This is a genomic window from Anaeromyxobacter terrae, from assembly GCF_022690685.1.
Taxonomy (GTDB): domain Bacteria; phylum Myxococcota; class Myxococcia; order Myxococcales; family Anaeromyxobacteraceae; genus Anaeromyxobacter; species Anaeromyxobacter terrae.
In genome coordinates this window covers 1-22,406 of record NZ_JALCYY010000059.1, presented here as the reverse complement: position 1 = coordinate 22,406, position 22,406 = coordinate 1, and the positions used below count along the sequence as shown (strand labels likewise).

At 73.4% G+C, this 22,406-nt stretch carries 22 protein-coding genes; 4 read left to right on the top strand and 18 right to left on the bottom strand.

Translation table 11 applies throughout. The annotated features are described in order from the left end of the window. Window positions 1–52: 52 nt before the first annotated feature. A complete protein-coding gene (locus tag MNY62_RS20560; protein ID WP_242346228.1) occupies window positions 53–949 on the bottom strand; it encodes a DUF4142 domain-containing protein in 897 nt (298 codons plus the stop codon). 180 nt (window positions 950–1,129) lie between these two features. On the opposite strand from MNY62_RS20560, the gene MNY62_RS20555 reads away from it, so the two are divergent. The 3 genes from MNY62_RS20555 (at window position 1,130) to MNY62_RS20545 (ending at window position 4,678) form a co-directional block, all read left to right on the top strand. Continuing rightward, on the top strand, window positions 1,130–1,492 hold the full coding sequence (locus MNY62_RS20555) for an FHA domain-containing protein (RefSeq protein WP_242346227.1): 363 nt from the start codon (window positions 1,130–1,132) through the stop codon (window positions 1,490–1,492). Between the two features lie 166 nt (window positions 1,493–1,658). Further along, window positions 1,659–2,303 carry a TetR/AcrR family transcriptional regulator gene (locus MNY62_RS20550; protein ID WP_242346226.1) on the top strand — a complete coding sequence of 215 codons (645 nt, stop codon included), beginning with the start codon at window positions 1,659–1,661 and terminating at the stop codon, window positions 2,301–2,303. Beyond that, window positions 2,300–4,678, top strand: a complete 2,379-nt coding sequence (locus MNY62_RS20545; protein ID WP_242346225.1) for a PEP/pyruvate-binding domain-containing protein — start codon at window positions 2,300–2,302, stop codon at window positions 4,676–4,678. Before MNY62_RS20550 ends, MNY62_RS20545 begins: the two co-directional genes overlap by 4 nt. 78 nt (window positions 4,679–4,756) lie before the next feature. Here the strand turns inward: MNY62_RS20545 and sufT are convergent, their stop codons facing one another. The 17 genes from sufT to MNY62_RS20460 form a co-directional block, all read right to left on the bottom strand. Next, a complete protein-coding gene (sufT, locus tag MNY62_RS20540) occupies window positions 4,757–5,320 on the bottom strand; it encodes a putative Fe-S cluster assembly protein SufT (protein WP_242346224.1) in 564 nt (187 codons plus the stop codon). A 2-nt stretch (window positions 5,321–5,322) separates the two neighbouring features. Beyond that, window positions 5,323–5,772: a Fe-S cluster assembly sulfur transfer protein SufU gene (gene sufU, locus MNY62_RS20535; protein ID WP_242346223.1), complete on the bottom strand. Its 450-nt coding sequence runs from the start codon at window positions 5,770–5,772 to the stop codon at window positions 5,323–5,325. A gap of 14 nt (window positions 5,773–5,786) precedes the next feature. Beyond that, window positions 5,787–7,076, bottom strand: a complete 1,290-nt coding sequence (locus MNY62_RS20530; protein ID WP_242346222.1) for a cysteine desulfurase — start codon at window positions 7,074–7,076, stop codon at window positions 5,787–5,789. Next, window positions 7,073–8,392: a Fe-S cluster assembly protein SufD gene (sufD, locus tag MNY62_RS20525; RefSeq protein ID WP_242346221.1), complete on the bottom strand. Its 1,320-nt coding sequence runs from the start codon at window positions 8,390–8,392 to the stop codon at window positions 7,073–7,075. The genes MNY62_RS20530 and sufD overlap by 4 nt, the downstream gene beginning before the upstream one ends. Window positions 8,393–8,400: 8 nt before the next feature. Then, window positions 8,401–9,225, bottom strand: a complete 825-nt coding sequence (gene sufC / locus MNY62_RS20520; RefSeq protein WP_242346220.1) for a Fe-S cluster assembly ATPase SufC — start codon at window positions 9,223–9,225, stop codon at window positions 8,401–8,403. Window positions 9,226–9,227: 2 nt separating this feature from the next. Further along, window positions 9,228–10,667, bottom strand: a complete 1,440-nt coding sequence (sufB, locus tag MNY62_RS20515) for a Fe-S cluster assembly protein SufB (protein WP_242346219.1) — start codon at window positions 10,665–10,667, stop codon at window positions 9,228–9,230. Further along, window positions 10,664–11,116 carry an SUF system Fe-S cluster assembly regulator gene (locus MNY62_RS20510; RefSeq protein ID WP_242346218.1) on the bottom strand — a complete coding sequence of 151 codons (453 nt, stop codon included), beginning with the start codon at window positions 11,114–11,116 and terminating at the stop codon, window positions 10,664–10,666. Before MNY62_RS20510 ends, sufB begins: the two co-directional genes overlap by 4 nt. A 136-nt stretch (window positions 11,117–11,252) precedes the next feature. Further along, the gene (locus tag MNY62_RS20505; RefSeq protein WP_242346217.1) at window positions 11,253–11,801 is read right to left on the bottom strand and encodes a YaeQ family protein; all 549 of its coding nucleotides are present in this window, start codon (window positions 11,799–11,801) and stop codon (window positions 11,253–11,255) included. A 150-nt stretch (window positions 11,802–11,951) separates the two neighbouring features. Then, the gene (locus MNY62_RS20500; protein ID WP_242346216.1) at window positions 11,952–13,763 is read right to left on the bottom strand and encodes a RecQ family ATP-dependent DNA helicase; all 1,812 of its coding nucleotides are present in this window, start codon (window positions 13,761–13,763) and stop codon (window positions 11,952–11,954) included. Between the two features lie 91 nt (window positions 13,764–13,854). After that, window positions 13,855–14,670 (bottom strand): OB-fold nucleic acid binding domain-containing protein, encoded by an 816-nt coding sequence (locus MNY62_RS20495; protein ID WP_242346215.1) that lies wholly within the window; start codon window positions 14,668–14,670, stop codon window positions 13,855–13,857. A 232-nt stretch (window positions 14,671–14,902) separates the two neighbouring features. Continuing rightward, window positions 14,903–15,664 (bottom strand): ABC transporter permease, encoded by a 762-nt coding sequence (locus tag MNY62_RS20490; RefSeq protein ID WP_242346214.1) that lies wholly within the window; start codon window positions 15,662–15,664, stop codon window positions 14,903–14,905. Beyond that, window positions 15,661–16,590 (bottom strand): ABC transporter ATP-binding protein, encoded by a 930-nt coding sequence (locus MNY62_RS20485; protein ID WP_242346213.1) that lies wholly within the window; start codon window positions 16,588–16,590, stop codon window positions 15,661–15,663. Before MNY62_RS20485 ends, MNY62_RS20490 begins: the two co-directional genes overlap by 4 nt. A gap of 71 nt (window positions 16,591–16,661) precedes the next feature. Further along, window positions 16,662–17,810: an ABC transporter permease gene (locus tag MNY62_RS20480; RefSeq protein ID WP_242346212.1), complete on the bottom strand. Its 1,149-nt coding sequence runs from the start codon at window positions 17,808–17,810 to the stop codon at window positions 16,662–16,664. Beyond that, entirely contained in the window at window positions 17,807–18,943 is a 1,137-nt protein-coding gene (locus MNY62_RS20475) for an ABC transporter permease (protein WP_242346211.1), read from the bottom strand. Before MNY62_RS20475 ends, MNY62_RS20480 begins: the two co-directional genes overlap by 4 nt. Continuing rightward, window positions 18,940–19,902 carry an ABC transporter ATP-binding protein gene (locus tag MNY62_RS20470; RefSeq protein ID WP_242346210.1) on the bottom strand — a complete coding sequence of 321 codons (963 nt, stop codon included), beginning with the start codon at window positions 19,900–19,902 and terminating at the stop codon, window positions 18,940–18,942. The genes MNY62_RS20475 and MNY62_RS20470 overlap by 4 nt, the downstream gene beginning before the upstream one ends. After that, the gene (locus tag MNY62_RS20465; RefSeq protein ID WP_242346209.1) at window positions 19,899–20,849 is read right to left on the bottom strand and encodes an ABC transporter ATP-binding protein; all 951 of its coding nucleotides are present in this window, start codon (window positions 20,847–20,849) and stop codon (window positions 19,899–19,901) included. Before MNY62_RS20465 ends, MNY62_RS20470 begins: the two co-directional genes overlap by 4 nt. Next, window positions 20,850–21,890, bottom strand: a complete 1,041-nt coding sequence (locus MNY62_RS20460; RefSeq protein ID WP_242346208.1) for an HlyD family secretion protein — start codon at window positions 21,888–21,890, stop codon at window positions 20,850–20,852. Between the two features lie 271 nt (window positions 21,891–22,161). Between MNY62_RS20460 and MNY62_RS20455 the strand changes: the two genes are divergently transcribed. Next, a partial coding sequence (locus MNY62_RS20455; protein ID WP_242346207.1) for a hypothetical protein occupies window positions 22,162–22,406 on the top strand: 245 nt, incomplete at its 3' end.

Sequence of the window (22,406 nt, the reverse complement as noted above, 5' to 3'; positions counted from 1 at the left end):
GAAACGGCCGGGCATCGTGCCCGGCCGTCTCGCTGCTGGCTCTCGGAGCCCGCTACTTGCCGCCGCCGCTCGGTCCGCCGGTTCCGCCGCCGGACCCGCCCGCGCCCTGCTGCGTGCCGGTCTCGGTGCCGCCGGTACCGGTGCCGCCTCCGGTACCCCCCGTCCCACCGCCCTTGCCAGCCGCGCCGCTGCCGGTCCCCATCGTCTCGCCCGGCCGCGCGCCCTGCCGCGCCTGGCTCCCGCCGTGCTCGAGCTGCTTCTCGATCCGCTGCGCCTCCTGCAGGTGGCCCTGGAGCCCGGTGTGCGTGGTCTCGAAGAACGAGGCGAGCTGCGTCTGGTTCTCCTTGCGCGCCTCCTTGGCCGCCTTCTCGACGTCCTTCACGTCCTTCTTGTGATCCTTCACCATCGCCTTCATGAAGGCCTTGTCGAACTCGGCGCCCTGCTTCTTCTGCAGGTCCGTCATCTTCTCCTGGCCTTCCTTCATCTTCTCCTGCGCCTCTTCACCCTGCAGGTTCACCCCCAGGGTCTGCGCGAGCTGCTGGAGCTGATCGTCGTTCTTCTGGTGATCCTTCGCCAGCTTCTCGGCGTACTGCTTCACGTCGGGTGACTGCGCGCTCTGCGTCCCGAGCTGGCCGAGCTGCACCTCCGTCTGGTTGGCCGCGTGCAGCTCCTGGACGGCCTTCACGAGGTCCTTCTTGAGCTCCTTGCCGCCCGGGGCGGTCGCCGCGCTGCCGGTGCCCATCGTGCTGCTCGTCGAGCCGCGGCTGCCGGTCGCGCCCTGCTCGCGCGTCATCCCGGTACCCTTCTCGCTGGTCGTGCTCCGCGTCGAGTCGTCGCCAGGAGACCGCTGCCCGCCGGTCCCCATCTGCGAGCCGGCGCCTTGCCCGTACGCGGGCGCGCCGACCAGCAGCGCGGCGGCGATGGCCGCTCCCCTCCACCGGATGTCCATGGTTCCCTCCCGAGTCGTTCGGTTCCAGGGGAAAAGTTGTAGAGGAGTCCTGCATTTCGCACGCGGCGCGGGGACGTGCGCTCGCGCCGGGAGCGCGTGGCCGCGCGCACGGGGACCAGCCCACCGTGTGCGCTCCCCGCCCCCTTTCTCGCTCCCGCCCGCCCGTGCTAACGCGATGGCATGAGCTTCGACGAGACCCGCGTCGGCGCAGCGCCACAGGCGAGCGGCCGCGCCCGCACCGCGAAAGCCTCCCTCGTCGTCGTCCACGCCGCCGACGAGGCGGAGAAGGGACGCGCCTACGCCCTGGGCGACGAGGACGTGACGATCGGCCGGGAGGCCGGGAACACGGTCGTGGTGGGCTCGGACCAGGCGTCGCGCCGCCACGCGCGGATCTTCGTCTCGGGCGGGGTCCACGTCCTCGTGGACCTCGACTCGACGAACGGGACGTTCCTCAACTCGAAGCTCGTGCAGGAGCAGACGCTCCGCCATGGGGACGTCGTCCGGATCGCCTCGACGGTGCTGAAGTACGTCGTGGAGAGCTGAGCGACGCCCTCGCGGCGCGCCGCGCGCCAGAGACGTCGAGCCTTCCCGCCGCGGGGCGGGTGCCGCCGCCGAGGAGCGTCGTGCGGCGAACGGCCGCGCGCCGACCCGACGAGTGCCTGGCGGTTCGTTAGATTGGAGTCTAATCTTGGACTCGCGTCTATCGACCATGCGAACGCCCCCCGCGTCACCGTCCCGCTCTCCCGAGGAGCCGTCCACCCTGCGGACGAAGAAGTACGCCGAGGCCCGGGGCGCGCTGTTCGGCGCGGCCATGCAGCTCTTCCGCGAGAAGGGCTTCGACGAGACCACGGCCGAGGACATCGCCGCGCGCGCGGGGTTCAGCCGGGCCACCTTCTTCAACCACTTCGGCACCAAGGCGGCCGTCCTCCGGTTCTACGGCGAGCACCTCGTCTCCACGATGGACGAGACGCTCGCGGCTGCCGGAGCCCACACGCCTCCCCTCGAGCGCGTCCGGCGCGTCCTGCTCGCGATGGCGAGGCACACCGAACGGCACCGCGACGACTGGAAGGTCGTCTTCGCGTACAGCGCGCGCGACCCCGACTACCTCGCCTCGCCCACGCCCGCCCGCCTCCGCTTCCTCGAGACGGTCACCGCGCTCCTCTCCGAGGCGCAGCTGCGTGGCGAGGCGCGACGAGACCTCCCCGCGAGCGAGCAGGCGGCGCACTTGCTCGCGCTGTACCAGCGCGCGCTGCTGGCGATCGCCGTTCACGGCCGGAGCGCCCGGGCCGCCATCGACGCAGCGTGGCGCTTCGCGACGGGAGGTATCCATGGGGGTGGTCCGGTGGCTCGATGAACGAGGCGCCGGCGACGGGCGCCAAGGGCGCCAACCTGGCTGCGCTCATCCGGCTGGGCATGCCCGTCCCCGGCGGCTTCGTCGTCACGACGGACGCCTACGAGGCGCACGCGGCGCGGTGCGGTCTCGCCGCGGCCCTGGCGCCAGGGCTCGCGCGGAAGGCCTGGGCAGAGGTCGAGGCCGCGGCCCGCGCGCTGCTGACGGCGCGCCCCATCGACGAGCCGCTGCGTACCCCCGTGCTCGAGGCGTACCGTCGCATGGGCTCGCCCGCGGTCGCCGTGCGCTCCTCGGCGACCGCCGAGGACCTGGCCGGCGCCTCCTTCGCCGGGCAGCACGACACCTTCCTCCAGGTCGAGGGTGACGACGCGCTCCTCCGCACGATCGCGGCGTGCTGGGCGTCGCTCTGGGGCGAGCGGGTGCTGCGCTACCGGGAGCAGCGCGCGGTCGATCACGCGTCCGTCCGCATCGCGGTGGTCGTGCAGCGCATGGTGCGAGCCGACGCCGCGGGCGTGCTCTTCACGGTCGACCCGATGGAGCGACGGGCGGACCGGATGGTCGTCCAGATCGCTCCTGGTCCGGGGGAGGCGGTGGTGTCCGGGGCGGTGACCGGCGAGGCCCATCGGATCGACCGGGCCACCGGGACCCTCGCCGGTTCCGGCGGCGATCACCTCCTCACCGCGGAGGGAGCCCGCGAGCTGTGGCGGTTCGCGCTCGAGCTCGAGCGCCACTTCGGCTGCCCTCAGGATCTCGAGTTCGCGGTCGCGGGCGGCGCGCTCTACCTGCTGCAAGCGCGTCCGATCACGACGCTCGGGACCGCGGAGCCGGAGCCGCTCCCGCCGCTCGGGAAGCCCTCGTTCGTCGACGGGGTCATGCGGCGCATCGCTGCCGAGCGGTACGTGGTGGCCCCCCGCCCGCTCGACAACATCACCTTCACCCGCCTGGTCGGGGCGGCGATGTACGCGCTCGGCCGGCTCGGCGGAACGATAAGGGCCGAGGACGCCGCGGCGTTCCGCGCCCAGATCTGGCGGCAGGCCTACCGGTTCCCGCCCGTTCACTCCAAGTGGCGCTTCCTGTTCTCGGGGTGGAGCCAGCTGCGCGCGCTGCGCGTCGACTGGGAGGCCTGGTGGGAGGGGGGGCCGCGCGAGGCGCTTCGCGCGGCGTCCGCACCCGTCGATCTGACGGCGCTCGGCGACGCGGCGCTGCTGCAGCGGGCGGAGCAGATCCTCGCCGTCTGGGAAGATCCCCTGAACCGCCGGTTCCACGCGGCGAGCTCGATCGAGGCCCTGTGGTGGCTGCGGCTCGTGGTCGCGCTGGTCGTCGGGCGCCGCCGCCGCGGGCAGATCATGGCTCACCTGCTGTCGGGGCTCGAGACGCCCACGGAGGAAGTGAACGAGGCGCTCTGGCAGCTGTCGAGGCTCGCCCGCAGCGAGCCGGCGCTCCGCGCGGCCGTCCGCGACGTGCAGCCGGAGGCGGTCCCGGCGACCCCGGCCGGTCTCGCCTTCCGCGAGGCGCTCCGCGCGTTCCTCGAGGGTCACGGCCACCGCGAGGGAAGCTGCTACTACCTCTCGACACCGACCTGGCGCCACGACCCGCTGCAGGTGTGGCGGCTGCTCGCCAGCCTCGTCGAGGTGGACACGAGTCCTGCCGACCCGCGGCGGGCGCGCGCGCGGTACGAGGACGCCCGCGCGCTGGTGGAGCGCAGGCTTCGCTTCGTGCCCGGCATGCGCCGGCTGTTCGAGTGGCTCGTGGACCGGTTCCGGGCGGCGCACGCGTTCCGCGAGAGGAGCCACTACGACATCACCCGCCCGCTCTCGGCGCTCCAGGACGTCGCCGCCGAGTGGGGGCGCCGCCTCACCGAGCGCGGCCTCCTCGGCTCGGTCGACGACGTCTACTACCTCACGCACGAGGAGGTCCGCTCGTGGCTCCTCGACTCCTCCTCGGCGCCGGCCGGCGTGAGGGAGCTCGTCTCGCGGCGGCGAGCGACCTACCCGATCGCGAACGCCCGCTGGCAGGTCGAGCTCTGCGCCAAGGCGCGCCGCGGCGCGCTGCGCGGGATCGCGGCGAGCCCCGGGGTGGCGCGCGGGCGAGCGCGGCTCATCCGCGGCGAGCACGAGTTCGACCGGCTCCGCCCGGGGGAGGTCCTGGTCTGTCCGTACTCGAACCCCGCGTGGACGCCGCTGTTCGTGTCCGCGAGCGCCGTGATCGCGGAGACGGGCGGGGTGGCCTCGCACGCTGCCATCGTCGCGCGTGAGTACGGCATCCCCGCCGTCATGAGCGTGCCCGGCGTCACCGGGGTGCTGCACGACGGCGACGAGGTGCTGGTGGACGGAGATCGCGGCACCGTGGTGCGTCCGCGCGCCCGGCGTGGGGCGTGAGGCGGGAAGCCCGCGGCGATGGCCCGCACAGCGCTGGCGAGCGGCCTTACCCGTCGCCGGAGCGCGCACCCGACGCGGCTACATCATCCCGAGGTGCAGCCGCGCCGCCTCGCTCATCCGCGACGGGTCCCAGGGCGGCTCGAAGACGAGCTCGACGTCGACGCCCTTCACGCCGGGCACGCCGAGCACGGCGTGGCGCACGTCGTCGACGAGCACCGGACCGATGCCGCAGCCGGGCGCGGTGAGCGTCATCTTCACGTGCACCTCGTGCCCGCCCTCCACCGGCTCGGCGGCGAGGGCGTAGACGAGGCCCAGCTCGACGATGCTCGCCGGGATCTCCGGATCGAAGACCGTCCGGAGCGCCTCCCAGACCTTCTCCTCGTCGAACGGTCCCTCCACGGCCGCGGCGCGCTCCGCCGCGAACCTCTGGGCCTCCGCCTCGAACTCGGGCCCGAGCGCGTCCGCGTCCTTGCCGTCGATCCGGACGAGCCCGCCGAGCTCGGTCATGGCGGTGAACTGGCCGCCCAGCGCCTGCTGCACGACGAGCCACGTGCCGGAGGGGAGCAGGACGCGATCGCCGTCCGGGACCCGGACGGCCGGGACGTCGCGCCGCGTGGAGGTGGGGGTGCGGGAGAAGGCCATGGTCACTCCGTCGAGATCGCCTCGCCGCCCCCGCGCAGCGCCTGGCGCAGCGCGTGCCAGGGGAGGCTCGCGCACTTCACGCGCGTCGGGTACTCGTGCACGCCGCCGAACACCGCGAGCTTGCCGAGCGACTCGGCGTCCGCCGCGCCGGGGCCCTCCGTGACGAGCCGGTGGAACTTCTCGAAGACCTCGTCGATCTCGGCCGGCGTCCTGCCCTTCGCGACGCCGGTCATGACCGAGGCGGAGGCCTTCGAGATCGCGCAGCCGCTGCCCTCGAACCGGACGTCGCGCACGACGCCGTCCTCGAGCCGCGCCGCGACCGCGATCCGGTCGCCGCACAGCGGGTTCAGGCCCTCCGCGCGGTGCGTCGCACCCTCCAGCGGCCCGTAGTTGCGGGGCCGCTTGCCGTGGTCGAGCACCACCTCCTGGTACAGATCCGTCAGCTCCGACATGTCCTCACTCCGGTTCAGGCGAACATCTCCCGGACCGCGCGGATCCCGCGCACGAGCGCCTCGACGTCCTCGCGGGTGTTGTAGAGCCCGAATGACGCGCGCGCCGTCGCGGCGAGGCCGAGGCGCTGCATGAGCGGCTGGGCGCAGTGGTGCCCGGCGCGGACGGCGACCCCGTGCCGATCGAGCACGGTGCCGATGTCGTGCGGGTGAACGTCGCCGACGAGGAACGAGACCACCCCCGCGCGCTCGCGCGGCGTGCCGACGAGGCGCACGCCGTCCTCGGCCGAGAGCGCGTCCACCGTGAGGCCGAGCAGCTCGCGCTCGTGCGCGGCGATCGCCTCGAGGCCCAGGCCCTCCACGTACTCGATGGCGGCGGCGAGCCCGATCGCGCCCGCGATGTCCGGCGTGCCCGCCTCGAACTTGTAGGGCAGCGCGTTGTAGATCGTCTTCTCGAAGGTGACGGAGAGGATCATGTCCCCCCCGCCCTGCCAGGGCGGCATCGCCTCGAGGTGCTCGCGGCGCCCCCACAGCACGCCGATGCCGGTCGGCCCGTACAGCTTGTGCCCGCTGAACGCGTAGAAGTCCGCGCCGGAGGCGTCGGCGTCGAAGGCGAGGTGCGGCGCGCCCTGCGCGCCATCCACGAGCACCGGGACGCCCTTCGCCTTCGCCCGCGCGATGATCTCGCGGAGCGGATTCACGGTGCCGAGCGCGTTCGAGACCTGCGTCACCGCGAGGAGCCGGGTGCGCGGGCCGAGGAGCGCCTCGAGCGCGTCGAGGTCGAGGTCGCCCGCGTCCGTCACGGGCACGACGCGCAGCCGCGCGCCCTTCTCCTGGCAGAGCATCTGCCAGGGGACGATGTTGGAGTGGTGCTCGAGCTCGGTGACGAGCACCTCGTCGCCCGCGCCGACCCGCGTCCGGCCGAACGTCTGCGCGACGAGGTTCACCGCCTCGGTGGTGCCGCGGACGAAGATCACCTCGCGCGGATCCGCCGCGCCGATGAAGCGCGCTACCCGCTTGCGCGCCTCGTCGTGGCGGCGCGTCGCGCGCTCCGACAGGAGGTGCACGCCGCGGTGCACGTTGGCGTTGTCCTCCTCGTAGTACCGGGAGATCGCGTCGATGACCGACCGCGGCTTCTGGGTGGTCGCGGCGTTGTCGAGGTACACGAGCGGCCGGCCGTGGACGCGCTGGCGCAGGATCGGGAAGTCCTCGCGCGCGCGCGCCGCGTCGAACACCGGCGCGGCCCGCCGCGCCACCGCCTCGCTCCGCCGCTCGCCCGCCGCGCTCGTGCCGCCGCCTGCGCTCATGCCGCCTCCAGGAGCCGCGCGCCCGCGGGCAGCCGGGCCTGGACGAGGTCCCTCGCCGCGGCGCGGAGCGAGCCGGCGCGGACGAGGTCCACCATCTCGGCCGCGAACGCGTAGATGAGGAGGCCGCGCGCCTCCGCCGCGGGCAGTCCGCGCGAGCGCAGGTAGAAGAGCGCGGCCTCGTCGAGCTGGCCGACCGTGCCGCCGTGCCCGCACTTCACGTCGTCCGCGAAGATCTCGAGCTGCGGCTTCGTGTCGACGATCGCGTCGTCGGAGAGGAGCAGGTTCGAGTTCATCTGGTACGCGACGGTCTTCTGCGCGCCGGGCATCACGCGGATGCGCCCGGAGAACACGCCGCGCGAGTGGCCGTCGAGGACGCCCTTGTACGTCTCCGTGGTCGAGCAGCGCGGGACGGCGTGCTCCACCCAGGAGAAGTTGTCCACGAGCCGCTCGCCGTCCGCCATGTACAGGCCGTTCGCGGCGACGCTCGCCTGCTCGCCGACGAGCCGCGTGCGGAGCTCGCTCCTGGAGAGCCGGCCGCCGAGCGACAGCGCGTGCGCGGCGAGGCTCGCCTTCGCCTGCTGCTCCGCGACGACGACGCCCACGTGGAAGGCGCGGCGGGACTCGTCCTGCAGCCGCACGTGCTCCACCTCGGCGCCCTCGCCGAGGACGAGCTCGGTGACCGCGTTCGTGAGGTAGACGCCGTCCGTCCCGAGGAAGACCTCGGCAACGCTCGCGCGGGCGCCCTCGCCCGCGACGACGAGGGTCCGCGGGCTCGAGAGGGCGGGGCGCGCGCCGGAGGCGAGGAAGACGAGCACGATGGGCGCGTCGAGCGTGGCGCCGGCGGGCAGGTGAACGAAGCCGCCGTCCGCCATCAGCGCGGCGTTCGCCGCGACGAAGGCGTGCTCCTCGGGGCGCGCGAGCCGGCCGAGGTGCGGCTTCACGAGCGCGGGGGTCTCGCGGAGCGCCTGCGCGAGCGAGGCCACCACCGCGCCCGCGGGGAGCCCGTCGGCCGCGGAGAGCTCGGGGCGGAGCCGGCCGTCGACGAAGACGAGCCGGGGGCCGCCGCCGCCCGGCGCCCTCGCGAGGAGCGCGGCCACGGGCGCGGCGCCGTCCTCGGCGTCGGCGGGGCGCGTCCGCTCGAGGACCACGGGCGCGAGCGGCGCGAGGCTCGTGAAGCGCCAGTCCTCGTCGCGCGAGGTGGGCAGGCCGCGGGCGCGGAAGCGCGCGAGCGCCTCCAGGCGGGCGTCGGCGAGCCACCCGGGCTCGCGCGGGTCCCTCGCGAACAGCTCGACGAGGCTCGACTCGACGGGCGTCATCGCTCTCCTCACGCGCCCGCGGGCTGGGCGACCTCGGGCCGCATGCCGTCCGTCCACGCGTACCCGGTCTGCTCGAGCTCGTCCGCGAGCTCCGGCCCGCCGGAGCGGACGATCCGCCCGTTCGCCATGACGTGCACGACGTCGGGGGGGACGTACTCGAGGAGCCGCTTGTAGTGGGTCACGAGCAGGATGCCGCGCTCCGGGCCGCGCACCGCGTTCACCCCGCGCGCGACCACGCGGAGGGCGTCGATGTCGAGGCCCGAGTCGATCTCGTCGAGGATGGCGAGCCGGGGCTCGAGCACCGCCATCTGGAAGACCTCGTTCCGCTTCTTCTCGCCGCCGGAGAAGCCCTCGTTCACCGAGCGGCTCCCGAACGCGGGGTCGAGCTCGACGAGCTTCATCCTCTCCTTGGCGAGCGCGAGGAAGTCCATCGCGTCGAGCTCTTCCTCGCCGCGCGCGCGCCGGATGGCGTTGAGCGCGGTGCGGAGGAAGTAGAGGTTCCCGACGCCGGGGATCTCCACCGGGTACTGGAAGCCGAGGAACAGCCCCGCCGCCGCGCGCGCCTCGGGCGCGAGCGCGAGGAGATCCTGGCCGGCGTACGTCGCCGAGCCGCCCGTCACCTCGAACGCCTCGCGGCCGGCGAGCACGCCCGCGAGCGTGGACTTGCCGGAGCCGTTCGGCCCCATGATGGCGTGCACCTCGCCCGGCCGGATCTCGAGGTCCACGCCCTTCAGGATCTCGCCCTCGCCGCCCGCGATCCTCGCGCGCAGCCCCCTCACCCGCAGCAGCGCCGCGGCGTCTCTCGGGCCGTTCACCTTGCCGTTCCCTCCCATCGCTAGCCGACGCTCCCTTCGAGCGACATCCCCAGGAGCTTCTGAGCTTCCACCGCGAACTCCATCGGCAGCTCCTTCAGGACCTGCTTCGCGAAGCCGTTCACGATCATGGAGACCGCGTCCTCGTCCGAGATGCCCCGCTGCTTGCAGTAGAAGAGCTGGTCCTCGCTGATCTTCGAGGTGGTCGCCTCGTGCTCGACCTTCGCCGAGGGGTTGCGCACCTCGATGTACGGGAACGTGTGGGCGCCGCAGCGATCGCCGATGAGGAGCGAGTCGCACTGAGAGTAATTGCGAGCCCCCGTGGCGCCCTTCATCATCTTCACGAGGCCGCGGTAGGTGTTCTGGCCCCGGCCGGCGCTGATGCCCTTCGAGATGATGGTCGAGCGGGTGTTCTTGCCGACGTGGATCATCTTCGTGCCGGTGTCCGCCTGCTGGCGGTGGTTCGTGAGCGCGACCGAGTAGAACTCGCCCACCGAGTCGTCACCCTGGAGGATGCAGGACGGGTACTTCCAGGTGATCGCCGAGCCCGTCTCGACCTGGGTCCAGCTGATCTTGGCCCGCGCGAGCGCCTTCCCGCGCTTCGTGACGAAGTTGTAGATCCCGCCCTTGCCCTCCGCGTCGCCCGGGTACCAGTTCTGGACGGTGGAGTACTTGATGTGCGCGCCCTCGTGCGCGACGAGCTCGACGACCGCCGCGTGGAGCTGGTTCTCGTCGCGCTGCGGGGCGGTGCAGCCCTCGAGGTACGAGACGTACGCGCCCTCGTCGGCGACGATGAGGGTCCGCTCGAACTGGCCGGTGTCCTTGGCGTTGATGCGGAAGTAGGTCGAGAGCTCCATCGGGCAGCGGACGCCCTTCGGCACGTAGACGAACGAGCCGTCGGAGAAGACCGCGCTGTTGAGCGCGGCGAAGTAGTTGTCGCTGTACGGCACGACCGAGCCGAGCCACTTCTCCACGAGCGCGGGGTGCTCGCGCACCGCCTCGGAGAACGAGCAGAAGACGATGCCGAGGTCGCCGAGCTTCTTCTTGTAGGTGGTCGCGACCGACACCGAGTCGAACACCGCGTCCACCGCCACGCCGGCGAGGCGCTGCTGCTCGGCGAGCGGGATGCCCAGCTTCTCGAAGGCGCGCTTCAGCTCCGGGTCCACCTCGTCCATCGACGCGAGCGGCTTCTTCTGCTTCGGGGCCGAGTAGTAGACGATGTCCTGGTAGTCGATGGGCGGGTACTTCACGTTCGCCCAGGTCGGCTCCTCGAGCGTGAGCCAGTGCCGGTACGCCTTGAGGCGCCACTCGAGCATGAACTGGGGCTCGTTCTTCTTCGCCGAGATGAGGCGGACGGTGTCCTCGGACAGGCCGCGCGGGACCTTGTCCTCCTCGATGTCGGTGACGAAGCCGTAGCGGTACTTCTGCTGCGTCAGCTCCTTGAGCTGCTGCGCGGTGGTCATGACGCGTGCACTCCCAGCGTGACGGGCGCGGGCGCGGGCGGGTCCTCCGCCGGCGCGCGGAAGGGGGCGATGGCCGAGAGGGGCAGGCCCGCGAGCGCGCCCTGGATCGCGCGCGTGACGGGGTCGAAGCTCGCCTTGGCCGGGCAGGTCGCCTCGATGCCGCAGGCCACCTTCGCCGGCGAGGTGCAGTCGGTGAGCGCGATGGGCCCCTCGAGCGCCTCGACGATCTCCGCGACGGAGATGTGGTCCGCCGGGCGGGCGAGCCCGTACCCACCGTGACGTCCGCGATGCGAGATGACGAGCCCGGCCTTCGAGAGCTCCTTGCACAGCTTGGAGACGGTGGGGAGGGGCACCCCCGAGCGCGCGGCGAGCTCCTGCGCGGCGAGCGTGCGACCGCTGCGCGCGAGGTGCGCGAGCAGGACGATCGCGTAGTCGGTGAGCTTCGACATTCTGATCATCCGTCCGCCTCCGGCTGGCCCATCCCATCATGGACTGAAACAGTCCACTTACGGATGATTAAACGTCGCGGGGACGGATTTCATGCCCATCGGCGGATGCTCCCAAAACCCCTGTGGAATCAGGGGCTCAGAAGCTCGCTCGCCCGAGAGGGCCGTCGGCCGACTCGCCGTCCAGGTCGGCGTAGACGTGGTCGGCGACGAACGTGAGCCCGATGCGCGCGCGGCGCTCCTCGTGGCGTGAGAGCCAGGCGAGGAGCCCGGGATCCACCGCGGCGAGGTCGGCCCGCGCCACCCGGGCGAGCTTGCGCTCGCGCGCCTCGACGAGGAACGCCTCGAGGCGCCGGGGAGACTCGAACAGCGCCGCCACGCGGGCGCCCGCGTTCCCGTTCACGTCGCGCTCGATCCGCTGCGGCTCGGGCTTGCCCACCCGCACGACGAGCGCCGCGCGCCCGTCGGGCAGCGAGGCGAGCACGTCCGGCGCCTCCGGCTCGCAGAGCCCCGGCCCGAACGCGATCCCCTCCCGCCACTGCCAGGCGTAGGCGAGGACGCGGAGCCAGAGCCGCTCCGCGGTCTCGGAGGGATGGCGCGCGACCTTGAGGGCGACGGCCGCCTCGACGCCGGTGTCGGCGTGGGTGATGCGGAGATCGAAGTGGTGGAGGGTCGAGGGGAGCGCCATCTGAGGTCGAGGTCGAGGTCGAGGTCGAGGTCGAGGTCCGGGTCCGGGTCGGGGTCCGGGTCGGGGTCGGGGTCGGGGTCGGGGTCGGGGTCGGGGTCGGGGTCGGGGTCGGGGTCGAGGTCGGGGTCGGGGTCGAGGTCGGGGTCGGGTCTACCGACCCCTCAGGATCTTCACGAGCGCCTCCCCGTACTCCTCGAGCTTGCGCGGCCCGATGCCCTTCACCTCGAGGAGCTCGTCTCGCGTGGCTGGCCGCCGCAGCGCGAGCTCGGCGAGGGTCGCGTCGGCGAAGACCACGTAGGCCGGCACCCCGCGCTCGCGGGCCTGCTCGCCGCGCCAGGCGCGGAGCGCCTCGAAGAGCTCGAGGTCGACCTCGGCGTCGAGCGCCGCGTCGCGACCGCGGGAGGCGTCGCGCTTGCGGCCGGCGGCGCCGCGCCCGGCGCGCGACACCCGCACCGCGGGCGCGCTCTCGACGACGTCCTCGCCGGTGCAGCGGTCGCACGCGTCGCCGCACGGCGCGATCACCTCGCCGAAGTGCCCGACCACCCGCTCGTGCCGGCACCCGTCGCCGTCCGCGAGCCGGTACATCGCCCGCGCCGCCCGCTTCTGCGCCTCTGCGAGCTCGGGCTCGACGTCGCCGAGGAGCCGCTCCCAGCTCATCACGTCCGCCCACGAGTAGAGGAGGACGCAGGTGCTCGGCTTCCCGTCGCGGCCGGCGCGGCCGATCTCCTGGTAGTACGACTCGATCGAGCGCGGCAGGTCGCGGTGGATGACGAAGCGGATGTCCGGCTTGTCGATCCCCATCCCGAACGCGACCGTCGCGGTGACGACGTCGATCTCGCCCGAGCGGAAGGCGTCCTGCACGCGGGCGCGGACCTCCGGCTCGAGGCCGGCGTGGTAGGCCTCGGCGCGGACGCCGTGGTCCTTCAGGAGCTCGGCGGTCTCCTCCACCGACTTGCGCGAGAGCGCGTAGACGATCCCGCTCTCGCCCCTGCGCGCGCGGACGAGCCGGAGGATCGCGTCGCGGGCCTTGAGCCCCTCGCCCTTCTTCACCGCGTGGAGCGACAGGTTCCTGCGCAGGAAGGAGCCGCGCACGAGGAGCGGCCGCTCCATGCCGAGCTGCGCGGCGATGTCGTGCGTCACCTCGGGCGTCGCGGTCGCCGTGAGCGCCAGCACGCGCGCGCCGAACCGCTCCTTCAGGCCCGCCAGGTTCCGGTAGGCGGGGCGGAAGTCGTGGCCCCAGTGGCTGATGCAGTGCGCCTCGTCGACCGCGATGAGCGCGAGCCGCACGCCCTCGAGCGCGCTCCCGACCGACGCCTCCAGCCCCTCCGGCGCGGCGTACAGGAGCTCGAGCTCGCCGCGGCGCAGCGCGCGGACCCGGTCGCGCCGCTCCTCGGGCGAGAGCGTCGAGTTGAGGAACGCCGCGCGCAGCCCGACGCGCTCCATGGCGTCGACCTGGTCCTTCATGAGCGCGACGAGCGGCGAGATGACGAGGGTCGTACCGCCGAGGATGCGCGCCGGGATCTGGTAGGTGAGCGACTTGCCGGCGCCGGTGGGCATGACGCCGAGGCAGTCGCGGCCGGCGAGGACGGCGGTGACGATCTCCTCCTGGCCCGGCCGGAAGGCCTCGTGCCCGAACACCTCGCGCAGGAGCTGGCGCGCCCCCGACGGCGTGGGGGGCGCGGGCGGCGCGGCGGAGGGACGGCCGATCGCCTCCGCGAGCGCGCGCAGCCGGCCGACGGTGGCCGGCGCGAACAGCTCGGGGGCCTCGCGCCAGCGCGCGCGCAGGGCCTCGAGCCGCGCGGCGCAGCTCCGGCGCAGCGCGAGGTCCTCCGGCGACTCGGCGCCCGGCGGCTCGCCCTGCGCTCGCCCGAGGCCGCTCCAGGCGTCGGCGAGCTCCGCGACCTCCGCCTCGAGCGCTCGCCGATCCGCGGCGGAGAAGAGGGTCTCGGGAGCGGTCGCCACGGGCGGCCGAATCTACACGTCAGCCGCCCGGAAGGAAAACGGGCGCGGCCCGCGAGGACCGCGCCCGTCGGGGCTCGTGCTCGAGGAGCGGCTACTTCGAGAGCTTCGCGTCCTCGATGATCACCGGGTATGCGTAGCCGGCGCCGAAGTCCTTGTCGACGCGGACCGTGCCCTTCACGAGGACGACGTCGCCGACGGCGGCCTCGTCGCTCGTGGTGATCGTGATGTCGTTGTCCTTGCCCGCCGTGCCCGAGCCGTCGCGCAGGTGGAGCCAGTTCTTGCCCATGATGCCGGCGTTCCACTTCACGACCTTGCCGCGGACCGAGACGCTCTTCTCCTTGAGCGCCGCGCGCTGCGTCCACACCTCGGAGACGGTGCGCGCGTCGGGGCCGCCCGCCTTCGGGACCTTCACGTCGCCGACTTCCTTCGGGCCCGCCGCCGCGGCCGCGTGCGCCGCCGCCATCGACTCGGGGCCCTGGCCGCCGGGCATCGCGCCGCCCATCGCGCCGCCCATGCCGCCGCCCATCGGGCCACCCGCGGCCGCGGGGGCCTCGCCGCCGAGCGTGCCGAAGTAGACCACGTCGAACTTGCGGTTCAGGGTCTTCGACTCGAAGTCCTTCATCGGCATCGCGCCGGCCACCGTGACGTCCTTGCCCTTCTCGACGTCGGTCTTCGGGACCGCGGCCCAGGTCTCTCCCTGCGCGGTCTGGAGCTTGAGGTAGCTGTACGGCGGAGCATCGAGTCGCTCGAGGACCTTGCCCTGGAGCGCGGCGGACGGGGCGGCGGCCCCGTCCTGGGGCGCCGGAGCACCCGGCTGCGCCGCGTTGCTCTGCGGCAGGGCGGGCTCTTGCTTCTTGCATCCCGCCACGGCCAGCGAGACGAGCATCACGACGGACAAACGACGCATGTGGAGAGACCTCCGTATCGCGAGTTGCGCGAGACCCCTGCTTCGAGGGGGCCGTAGCATAAACCCATGTCGGGGCGATTTCGATCCCGGAAAAGCCGCTGACGGCACGCGACGTGAAGGCGTTCGCGCAGCCCTTGCGCGACCCGTGACCGGCCCGCCTCGCGGCTGCAAAGCTGTCGGCGCGGCAGACTGCTTCTCCCCCGATAGAGGTAGCCAGCCGTACGACCGAACGTCAACCGCGCAGCTTGTAGCCGGACCGGAGCATCGCGTACGCGGCGGCGATCGCGCCGCTCGCGAGCACGACGAGCAGCGCCGCCCCGGCGGCGGGCGGCGCGTCCGAGATGCCGAGCATCCCGAACCGCACGCCGTCCACCATGTAGAAGACGGGGTTCACGTGGGTGAAGGCGCGGAACGGCGCCGGCAGCATCTCGATCGAGTAGAAGACGCCGCCGAGGAAGGTGAGCGGGGTGATGAAGAAGGTGGGGAAGAAGTTCACCTGCTCGAACGAGCTCGCCCAGATCGCCGTCATGAGGCCGAGCGCCGAGAACGCGACCGCAGCGAGCACGACGAGCGCCAGCGCGAGCAGCGGGTGCGCGACGTCGAAGCCGCTGAACACCCCCGCCACTCCCCACATCACCCCGCCGACGAGGAGCCCGCGCAGCACGGCCGCGACGACGAACCCGGCGAGGATCTCGCCGTAGGAGAGCGGCGACACGAGGAGATCCGTGATCGTCCCCTGGAGCTTCATCACGAACATGGAGGACGCGGTGTTGAGGTAGGCGTTCGTGACGACGCCGAGGGTGACGAGGCCGGGCACGATGAAGCGCGCGTACGGCACGCCCTCGACCTCGCGGAGCCGGCCGCCGAGCGAGTAGCCGAAGACGATGAAGTAGAGCGCGGTCGTGATGACCGGCGAGAGCAGCGTCTGCCCGGGCACGCGCAGGAACCGGCGCACCTCCTTCTGGAGCAGCGTCCACAGCCCGAGCGAGATCACGCCGTCGCCTCCCCGCGGTCGCGCGAGACGAGCCGCACGAACACGTCCTCGAGCGTCGTCCGCCGCGTCTCGACGTCGCCCACGGCGAGCCCCGCGTCCGCCACCGCCGCGAGGAGCGGCCCGAACGCGTCCCCCGTCGAGGCCTCGAAGGTCACGACCGATCCGCCCGCGTCGAGGCGGGCGCCAACCGCCACGAGCGGGGCGGGCAGGCTCGCGATCGGCCGCGCGAGCGAGAGCCGGAGCACCTTCGCGCCGTGGCGCGAGAGGAGCGCGTCCTTGTCCTCGACGACGAGCAGCCTCCCGCGATCGATGACGCCGATGCGGTCGGCGAGCTCCTCCGCCTCCTCGAGGTAGTGCGTCGTGAGCACGATGGTGGTCCCGCGCTCGCGCAGGCGCCGCACGTAGCTCCAGAGCGAGCGCCGCAGCTCCACGTCGACGCCCGCGGTCGGCTCGTCGAGGAACAGCACCGCCGGATCGTGGACGAGCGCCTTGCCGATGAGCAGCCGCCGCTTCATGCCCCCCGAGAGCGCCCGGCTGTTGGTGGTGCGCTTCGAGAGGAGGTCGAGGGCGCCGAGGATCTCGACGAGCCGCTCCTCCGCGAGCCGCACGCCGAAGTAGCCGGCCTGCATGCGGAGCGTCTCCTCGACGTTGAAGAACGGGTCGAAGTTGATCTCCTGCGGCACGAGCCCGATGGCGCGGCGCGTCTCGCGGTACTCGCGGACGACGTCGTGACCCAGCACCGAGATCTCGCCGGAGGTCGGCCGGAGGAGGCCGGCGATCATCGAGATGAGCGTCGTCTTGCCGGCGCCGTTCGGGCCGAGCAGCCCGAAGATCTCGCCACGCCGGATGCCGAGATCGATCCCGTCCACCGCGACGAGCGGGCCGTACCTCTTCGTGACTCCGCGGATCGCGACGACGGTGTCCACGGGCGGCACTCTAACGCGGGCGCGCCTCGGAAGCGGGTTTCTGGTGTGCGGCGCGCCGCGCGCGCCGGGCCTCAGCCGAGCCGCCGCCGGAACCGGAGCGTCGCCGCCGCCATGATCGCGACCCCGATCACGAGCAGCACCGCGAGCTGGAGCCACAGGTCCGCGAGCCCCGCCCCGCGGAGCAGGACGCCGCGCATGATCTCGGCGTACCAGCGGATGGGGTTCAGGAGCGTGAGCGGGCGCAGCCAGCCCGGCATCGCGAGGATGGGCGTCATCAGGCCGGAGAGGAGCACGGCCGGGATGGTGAAGAGGAAGCCGCCCAGAAACGCCTGCTGCTGGTTCGCCGAGACGGTGGAGATGAGGAGCCCCGCCCCGAGGGTGGTGAGGAGGTACAGGACGGTGCCCAGGAACAGGAGCCCGAGGCTCCCCCGGATCGGGATCGCGAAGAGCCAGGTCCCGACGCCGATGAGCAGCGCCACCACCAGGAGGCCGATCACCACGAAGGGTGCCATCTTGCCGACGAGCAGGAGCACGGGCCGGATCGGCGTCACCAGCACCTGCTCGAGCGTCCCCATCTCGCGCTCGCGGGCGAGGCCCATGGCCGAGGTGAAGGTCGTCACGATCACGAGGAGCATGGCGGCGATCCCGGGGACCATGTACGGCGCGGTGGCGAGGCCCGGGTTGAAGGCCACGCGCGGGATGGGCCGGAGCTGGGCCGGCGGGGTCTGGCCGCTCGCCTCGAGGCGCTCGCGCGCGAGCCGCTCGCCGAGCTCGGAGAAGAAGCGCGACACGGCGCCCGAGGTCACGGTGGTGCGGTTCGGGTCCGTGCCGTCGAGCAGCACCTGCACCTCCTGCCCGCGCCCCGACAGCCGGTCCGCCTCGGCGCGCCGCTCGAACACGAGCGCAGCCGACGCGCGCCCGGCGTCGATGCCGGCGCTCGCGGCCTCCGCCGAGATCTCCTCGCCGGTCGACAGGAGCGTCCCGTCGGCGAGCAGCCGCCGGGCGTCCTCGCGCGAGGTGGCGCTGCGATCGGGATCGACGACGACCGTGGGCACCCGGTCCACCTCGAAGTCCACCGCGAAGCCGAACACCACCGTCTGGATGAGCGGCGCGACGACCAGCATGAACATGATCCTGCGGTCGCGCACCGTCTGCTGGACCTCCTTGCGGAAGACCGCGGCGAGCTGGACGCGAGCGGAGGGACGGACGGGGGCGGTCACGCGAGCCTCCGCTGGAAGCGGGCGGTGGCGAGGCCGATCACGACGAGCGCGAAGACGGCCAGCGCGAGCAGGTCCGGCCAGAGCACGTCGAGCCCGTTCCCCTTGAGCAGCACGCCCCGGAGCCCGTGGACGAGGTAGCGCGCGGGGATCACCCGCGAGAAGTGCTGGAGGACCACGGGCATGTTCTCGATGGGGAAGATCATCCCGGAGAGCAGGAGCGAGGGGAGCAGCGAGGACATGGTGCCGGCCTGCGTGGCGACGGTCTGGTTCTTCGCGATCACCGAGACCAGCAGCCCCTGCCCCAGCATGCCGAGGAGGAAGACCAGGCCGAGCAAGGCGAGCGCGAAGCCGCTGCCTCGCATCGGCAGGTCGAACGCGATCATCCCGAACGCCACCACCAGGAGGAACTCGAGGAGCCCGAGGCCGAGGTAGGGCAGGAGCTTGCCGAGGACGATCTCCAGGCGGCCGATGGGCGACGCGAAGAGCTGCTCCATCGAGCCGCGCTCCCACTCGCCCGCGATGGTGAGGGCGGTGAGCAGCACCGCCGTGATGGCGAGGAGGTACGCGGCGAGCCCCGGCACCATGTAGAACGCGGAGCGCCCGTCGGGGTTGTACCGGGTCCAGACCTTCACCCGCACCGGCGGGGTCGTCTCTCCCACCTCCGCGCTGGCCAGGCGCTGGGACTCGGCGCGGACGAGCGCGTCCGCCTTGGCGAGGAGCTGGTTCGCGACGAGCGCGTCCGCCCCGTCCACGAGGAGCTGCACCGGCACCACCTCGCGCGCCAGCAGGGCGCGCTCGTAGCCCTCGTCCACCACGAGGGCGGCCACCGCCCGCTCCTGCCGGAACGCGCCGAGCACCGCCGCCGGGTCCGGGAGCTCGCCGACCGAGACGAGCTCGCGCGAGGCGGTGAGCGCGTGCACCAGGGCGCGCGAGGACTCGGTCCGGTCCTGGTCCACGACCGCGAGCGGGATCCGATCGATGTCGAACGCCACCCCGTAGCCGAAGAGGAACAGCAGCAGCACGGGCATGCCGAGGGACATGTAGAGCGTCCGCGGATCGCGGACGATGTGCCGCCCTTCCTTGGCGGCCATCGCGTAGATCCGCACCAGCGACCGCCTGATTCGACCCTTCACGTCACGGCCTCCCCGCGCGCCTCGCGCCCCACCACCGCCAGGAACACGTCCTCGAGCGACGGCTCCGCGCGGTCGACCACCACCTCGCGCGCGCCCGCCGCGGAGAGGATCCGCCCCACCCCGGCCTCGTCGAGCCGGGCCGGATCGACGCGCAGGTGCAGCCCCGCGCCGAACGGCTGCACGGAGCGGACGCCGTCGCGCCCCGCCAGCGCCGCGGCGGCGCCCGCGAGCCCCTGTCCGCGCGCCACCAGCACGCGGTCGGGGACCCAGGTGCGCTTCAAGCCCGCCGGCGAGTCGAGCGCCACGAGCCGTCCGTCCACCATCAGCCCGATGCGCCGGCAGTACTCCGCCTCGTCGAGGTAGTGAGTGGTGACGAACACGGTGGTCCCGCCGGAGGACAGCTGGCGGATGAGTCGCCAGAACGCGCGGCGCGCCACCGGATCCACGCCGGCGGTGGGCTCGTCGAGGAACACCACCTCGGGCCGGTGGAGGATGGCGCCGGCGAGCGCCAGCCGCTGGCGCATGCCGCCCGGGAGCGAGCCGGTGATCGCCGCGTCCTGCCCCGCGAGCCCGGTGAGCTCGAGCAGCTCTCCGGCGCGCACGCGGAGGGCCTTCCCGAAGAGGCCGTAGGCGCCGCCGAAGAAGAGCAGGTTCTCCATCACCGGCAGATCCAGGTAGAGGGAGAACTTCTGCGACATGTACCCGATGGACGCCTTCACCGAGTCCGGATCGGCGGCCACGTCGTGCCCCGCGACCCGCGCCGTGCCGCTGGTGGGCGCGAGCAGGCCGTTCAGCATGCGGATGGTGGTCGATTTCCCGGCGCCGTTCGCGCCCAGGTAGCCGAAGATCTCGCCGCGCTCCACCTCGAAGCTCACCGCGTCCACCGCGGTGAAGGAGCCGAAGCGGCGGGTGAGCTGGCGTGCCTCGATGACCGGGGCGCCGGGAGCGGGTGCGCTCATGCGTCCTCCTCCCGGATCCGGGACAGGAACAGGTCCTCGAAGTCCGGCGTCACGGGCGCGAGCGTGGCGCCGAGGGGGGCGAGCGAGCGGGCGAGCTCGGGCGCGGCGCCGCGGGCCACGACGATGCGGAGCCGCTCGCCGGCCGGCGAGGCGGCGCGAACGCTCGCCGTCCGGGCGAGCTCGGCCTCCACCCGGTCGCGCTCGCCGCCGCGCACCTCGTACGCCTCGTCGCGAAAGCCGGCGATGAGCGCGGGCGGCGCGCCCTCGAGCAGTAGCCGACCGCGGTTCATGAGCCCGACGCGCCCGCAGCGCTCCGCCTCGTCCATGTAAGGCGTCGAGACGAGCACCGTCATGCCCCCGTGGACGAACTCGTGCAGGAGCGCCCACAGCTCCCGGCGCGACACGGGGTCGACGCCGTTCGTCGGCTCGTCGAGGAGCAGCACCTCCGGCTCGTGGAGGAGGGCGCAGGCGAGCGCGAGCTTCTTGTACATGCCGCCGGAGAGCGCGTCGGCGCGGCGGTCGAGGAACGGGCCGAGGCGCGTGATCTCCAGGAGCCGCTCGGCGCGGCGGCGGTACACCTCGCGCGGCAGGACGAAGACGCGCGAGAAGAAGCGGAGGTTCTCACCCACCGAGAGATCGCGGTACAGGCTGAACTGCTGCGGCATGAGCCCGACCCGCTCCCGGACCGCGTGATCGTCCGCGGCGAGCCCCAGCACCCGCGCCTCGCCGCCGTCGAGGCGGATGAGCCCCGCGAGCGCCCGGATGGCGGTGGTCTTCCCGGCGCCGTCCGGGCCGACGAGGCCGTACAGCTCCCCGCGGGCGACCTCGAAGGTGAGCCCGTCGAGCGCCGTCACCGCGCCGAAGCGGCGCGAGAGCCCGCGCGCCGACAGCGCGGGCGCCGCGTCCGCCTCCCGGACGGCCTCGCCGCGCTCGGGGTGGAGCTCCACCTAGCGCCTCCCCTCGCCGAGCGTCACCTGCACCGGCATGCCGGCGCGCAGCTTGCCGTCGCGGTTCTGCACCGTCACCTCCACCGGGTAGACGAGCCGGTCGCGATCGGTGCGGGTCTGGATGTTGCGCGGGGTGAACTCGGCCTCGAGCGCGACCGTGCGGACCGTGCCCTCGAACCGCTCCTCCGGGAACGCGTCCGCCACCACGACCGCCTTCGCCCCGGGCTTCACCGCGCCCACCTCCGCGTTCGGCAGGTAGAACGTCGCCTTCACCTCGGAGAGATCGACGAGCCGGACCAGGATCGCGCCGGGCGAGACGAGCTCCCCCGCCTCGTGCGGGAGCGTCGCCACCTCCGCGTCGCGAGGCGCGCGCACCTCGCACTCGCCGACGAGCAGCTTCGCGCGCGCCACCGACGCCTCGGCCGCACGCATCTGAGCCACCGCGGCGTCGGCCTGCGCGCTCGCCGAGCGGATGCCGACCTCGGCGGCCCGGACCTGCGCGGCGCTCGCGAGCGCCTGCGCCTTCGCCGCCGTGGTCTGGTGCTCGAGCCCCGCCGCCGACGCCTGCGTCTGGTCGATGCTGGAGGCGGGGACGTCCTGCGGGAGCGCCTCGAGCCGCTTCGCCTGCCGGGTCGCCGCGTCGCGCTGGGCCGCGAGCGCGGACGCCTGCGCCCGCGCCGCCTCCTCGGTGGCCCCCGCCGCGGTGCGCGCGCGCTGCGACGCCTGGATCTGCGCGCCCGCCGCGAGCGCCTGCGCCTTCGCCGCCGCGAGCCGCGCCTCCGCCTCGGCGAGCGCTGCGGCCGGGTCGGCGCAGTCGAGCCGGACGAGGAGGTCGCCCGCCTTCACGCGGTCGCCCTCCCGGACGCGGACCTCGAGGATGCGGGCTCCGACGCGCGAGGAGAGATCGACGTCCGTGCCCTCGATCTCTCCCGACCCGCCGGAGGGCGCGGCGAGCGCCCGCGCCTGGGTCCAGAGGCGCAGCGCGATCAGGCTCGCGAGGACGACCGTGAGCACGACGAGGACGACGACGACTCGGCGCATCGGGGGATCTCCTGTCCCCGCCAGCGGGCAGGGGCCCCGTCCAGACTGGCAAGCCGCGTGCCGCGCGCCACGTGTCGCGGATCGCGCCGAACCGCGGGTTTCGGACTGCGGGCAGGGCGCGACTGTAAGGGAACCCGACGGGCCCGTTCGGATCGCCTGACAGTTCGCGAGCGCGGCCGCCGCGAAAGTGCGCGCCAGCGCGGCGCACGCGGGTGGGCACCGGGTTTGCTCCAGAGAGATCGCCCGGCGAGTGAGCCGAGGGAGGGATGGGATGATCGAGACGGTGCTGATGGTGTGGATGGTGGCAGCGGCGGGGGGGACAGGGACGGCGGGCCCGACCGGGACCGGGACCGGGACCGGGACCCCGACCGCGACCGCGACCGCGACCCCGACCCCGACCCCGACCCCGACCCCGACCCCGACCCCGACCCCGACCCCGACCCCGACCCCGACCCCGACCCCGACCCCGACCCCGACCCCGACCCCGACCCCGACCCCGACCCCGACCCCGACCCC

Coding starts and splice junctions, on each gene's coding strand:
- MNY62_RS20560 (WP_242346228.1), bottom strand. CDS start 949: ATGGACATCCGGTGGAGGGGAGCGGCCATCGCCGCCGCGCTGCTGGTC.
- MNY62_RS20555 (WP_242346227.1), top strand. CDS start 1,130: ATGAGCTTCGACGAGACCCGCGTCGGCGCAGCGCCACAGGCGAGCGGC.
- MNY62_RS20550 (WP_242346226.1), top strand. CDS start 1,659: ATGCGAACGCCCCCCGCGTCACCGTCCCGCTCTCCCGAGGAGCCGTCC.
- MNY62_RS20545 (WP_242346225.1), top strand. CDS start 2,300: ATGAACGAGGCGCCGGCGACGGGCGCCAAGGGCGCCAACCTGGCTGCG.
- sufT (WP_242346224.1), bottom strand. CDS start 5,320: ATGGCCTTCTCCCGCACCCCCACCTCCACGCGGCGCGACGTCCCGGCC.
- sufU (WP_242346223.1), bottom strand. CDS start 5,772: ATGTCGGAGCTGACGGATCTGTACCAGGAGGTGGTGCTCGACCACGGC.
- MNY62_RS20530 (WP_242346222.1), bottom strand. CDS start 7,076: ATGAGCGCAGGCGGCGGCACGAGCGCGGCGGGCGAGCGGCGGAGCGAG.
- sufD (WP_242346221.1), bottom strand. CDS start 8,392: ATGACGCCCGTCGAGTCGAGCCTCGTCGAGCTGTTCGCGAGGGACCCG.
- sufC (WP_242346220.1), bottom strand. CDS start 9,225: ATGGGAGGGAACGGCAAGGTGAACGGCCCGAGAGACGCCGCGGCGCTG.
- sufB (WP_242346219.1), bottom strand. CDS start 10,667: ATGACCACCGCGCAGCAGCTCAAGGAGCTGACGCAGCAGAAGTACCGC.
- MNY62_RS20510 (WP_242346218.1), bottom strand. CDS start 11,116: ATGTCGAAGCTCACCGACTACGCGATCGTCCTGCTCGCGCACCTCGCG.
- MNY62_RS20505 (WP_242346217.1), bottom strand. CDS start 11,801: ATGGCGCTCCCCTCGACCCTCCACCACTTCGATCTCCGCATCACCCAC.
- MNY62_RS20495 (WP_242346215.1), bottom strand. CDS start 14,670: ATGCGTCGTTTGTCCGTCGTGATGCTCGTCTCGCTGGCCGTGGCGGGA.
- MNY62_RS20470 (WP_242346210.1), bottom strand. CDS start 19,902: ATGAGCGCACCCGCTCCCGGCGCCCCGGTCATCGAGGCACGCCAGCTC.
- MNY62_RS20460 (WP_242346208.1), bottom strand. CDS start 21,890: ATGCGCCGAGTCGTCGTCGTCCTCGTCGTGCTCACGGTCGTCCTCGCG.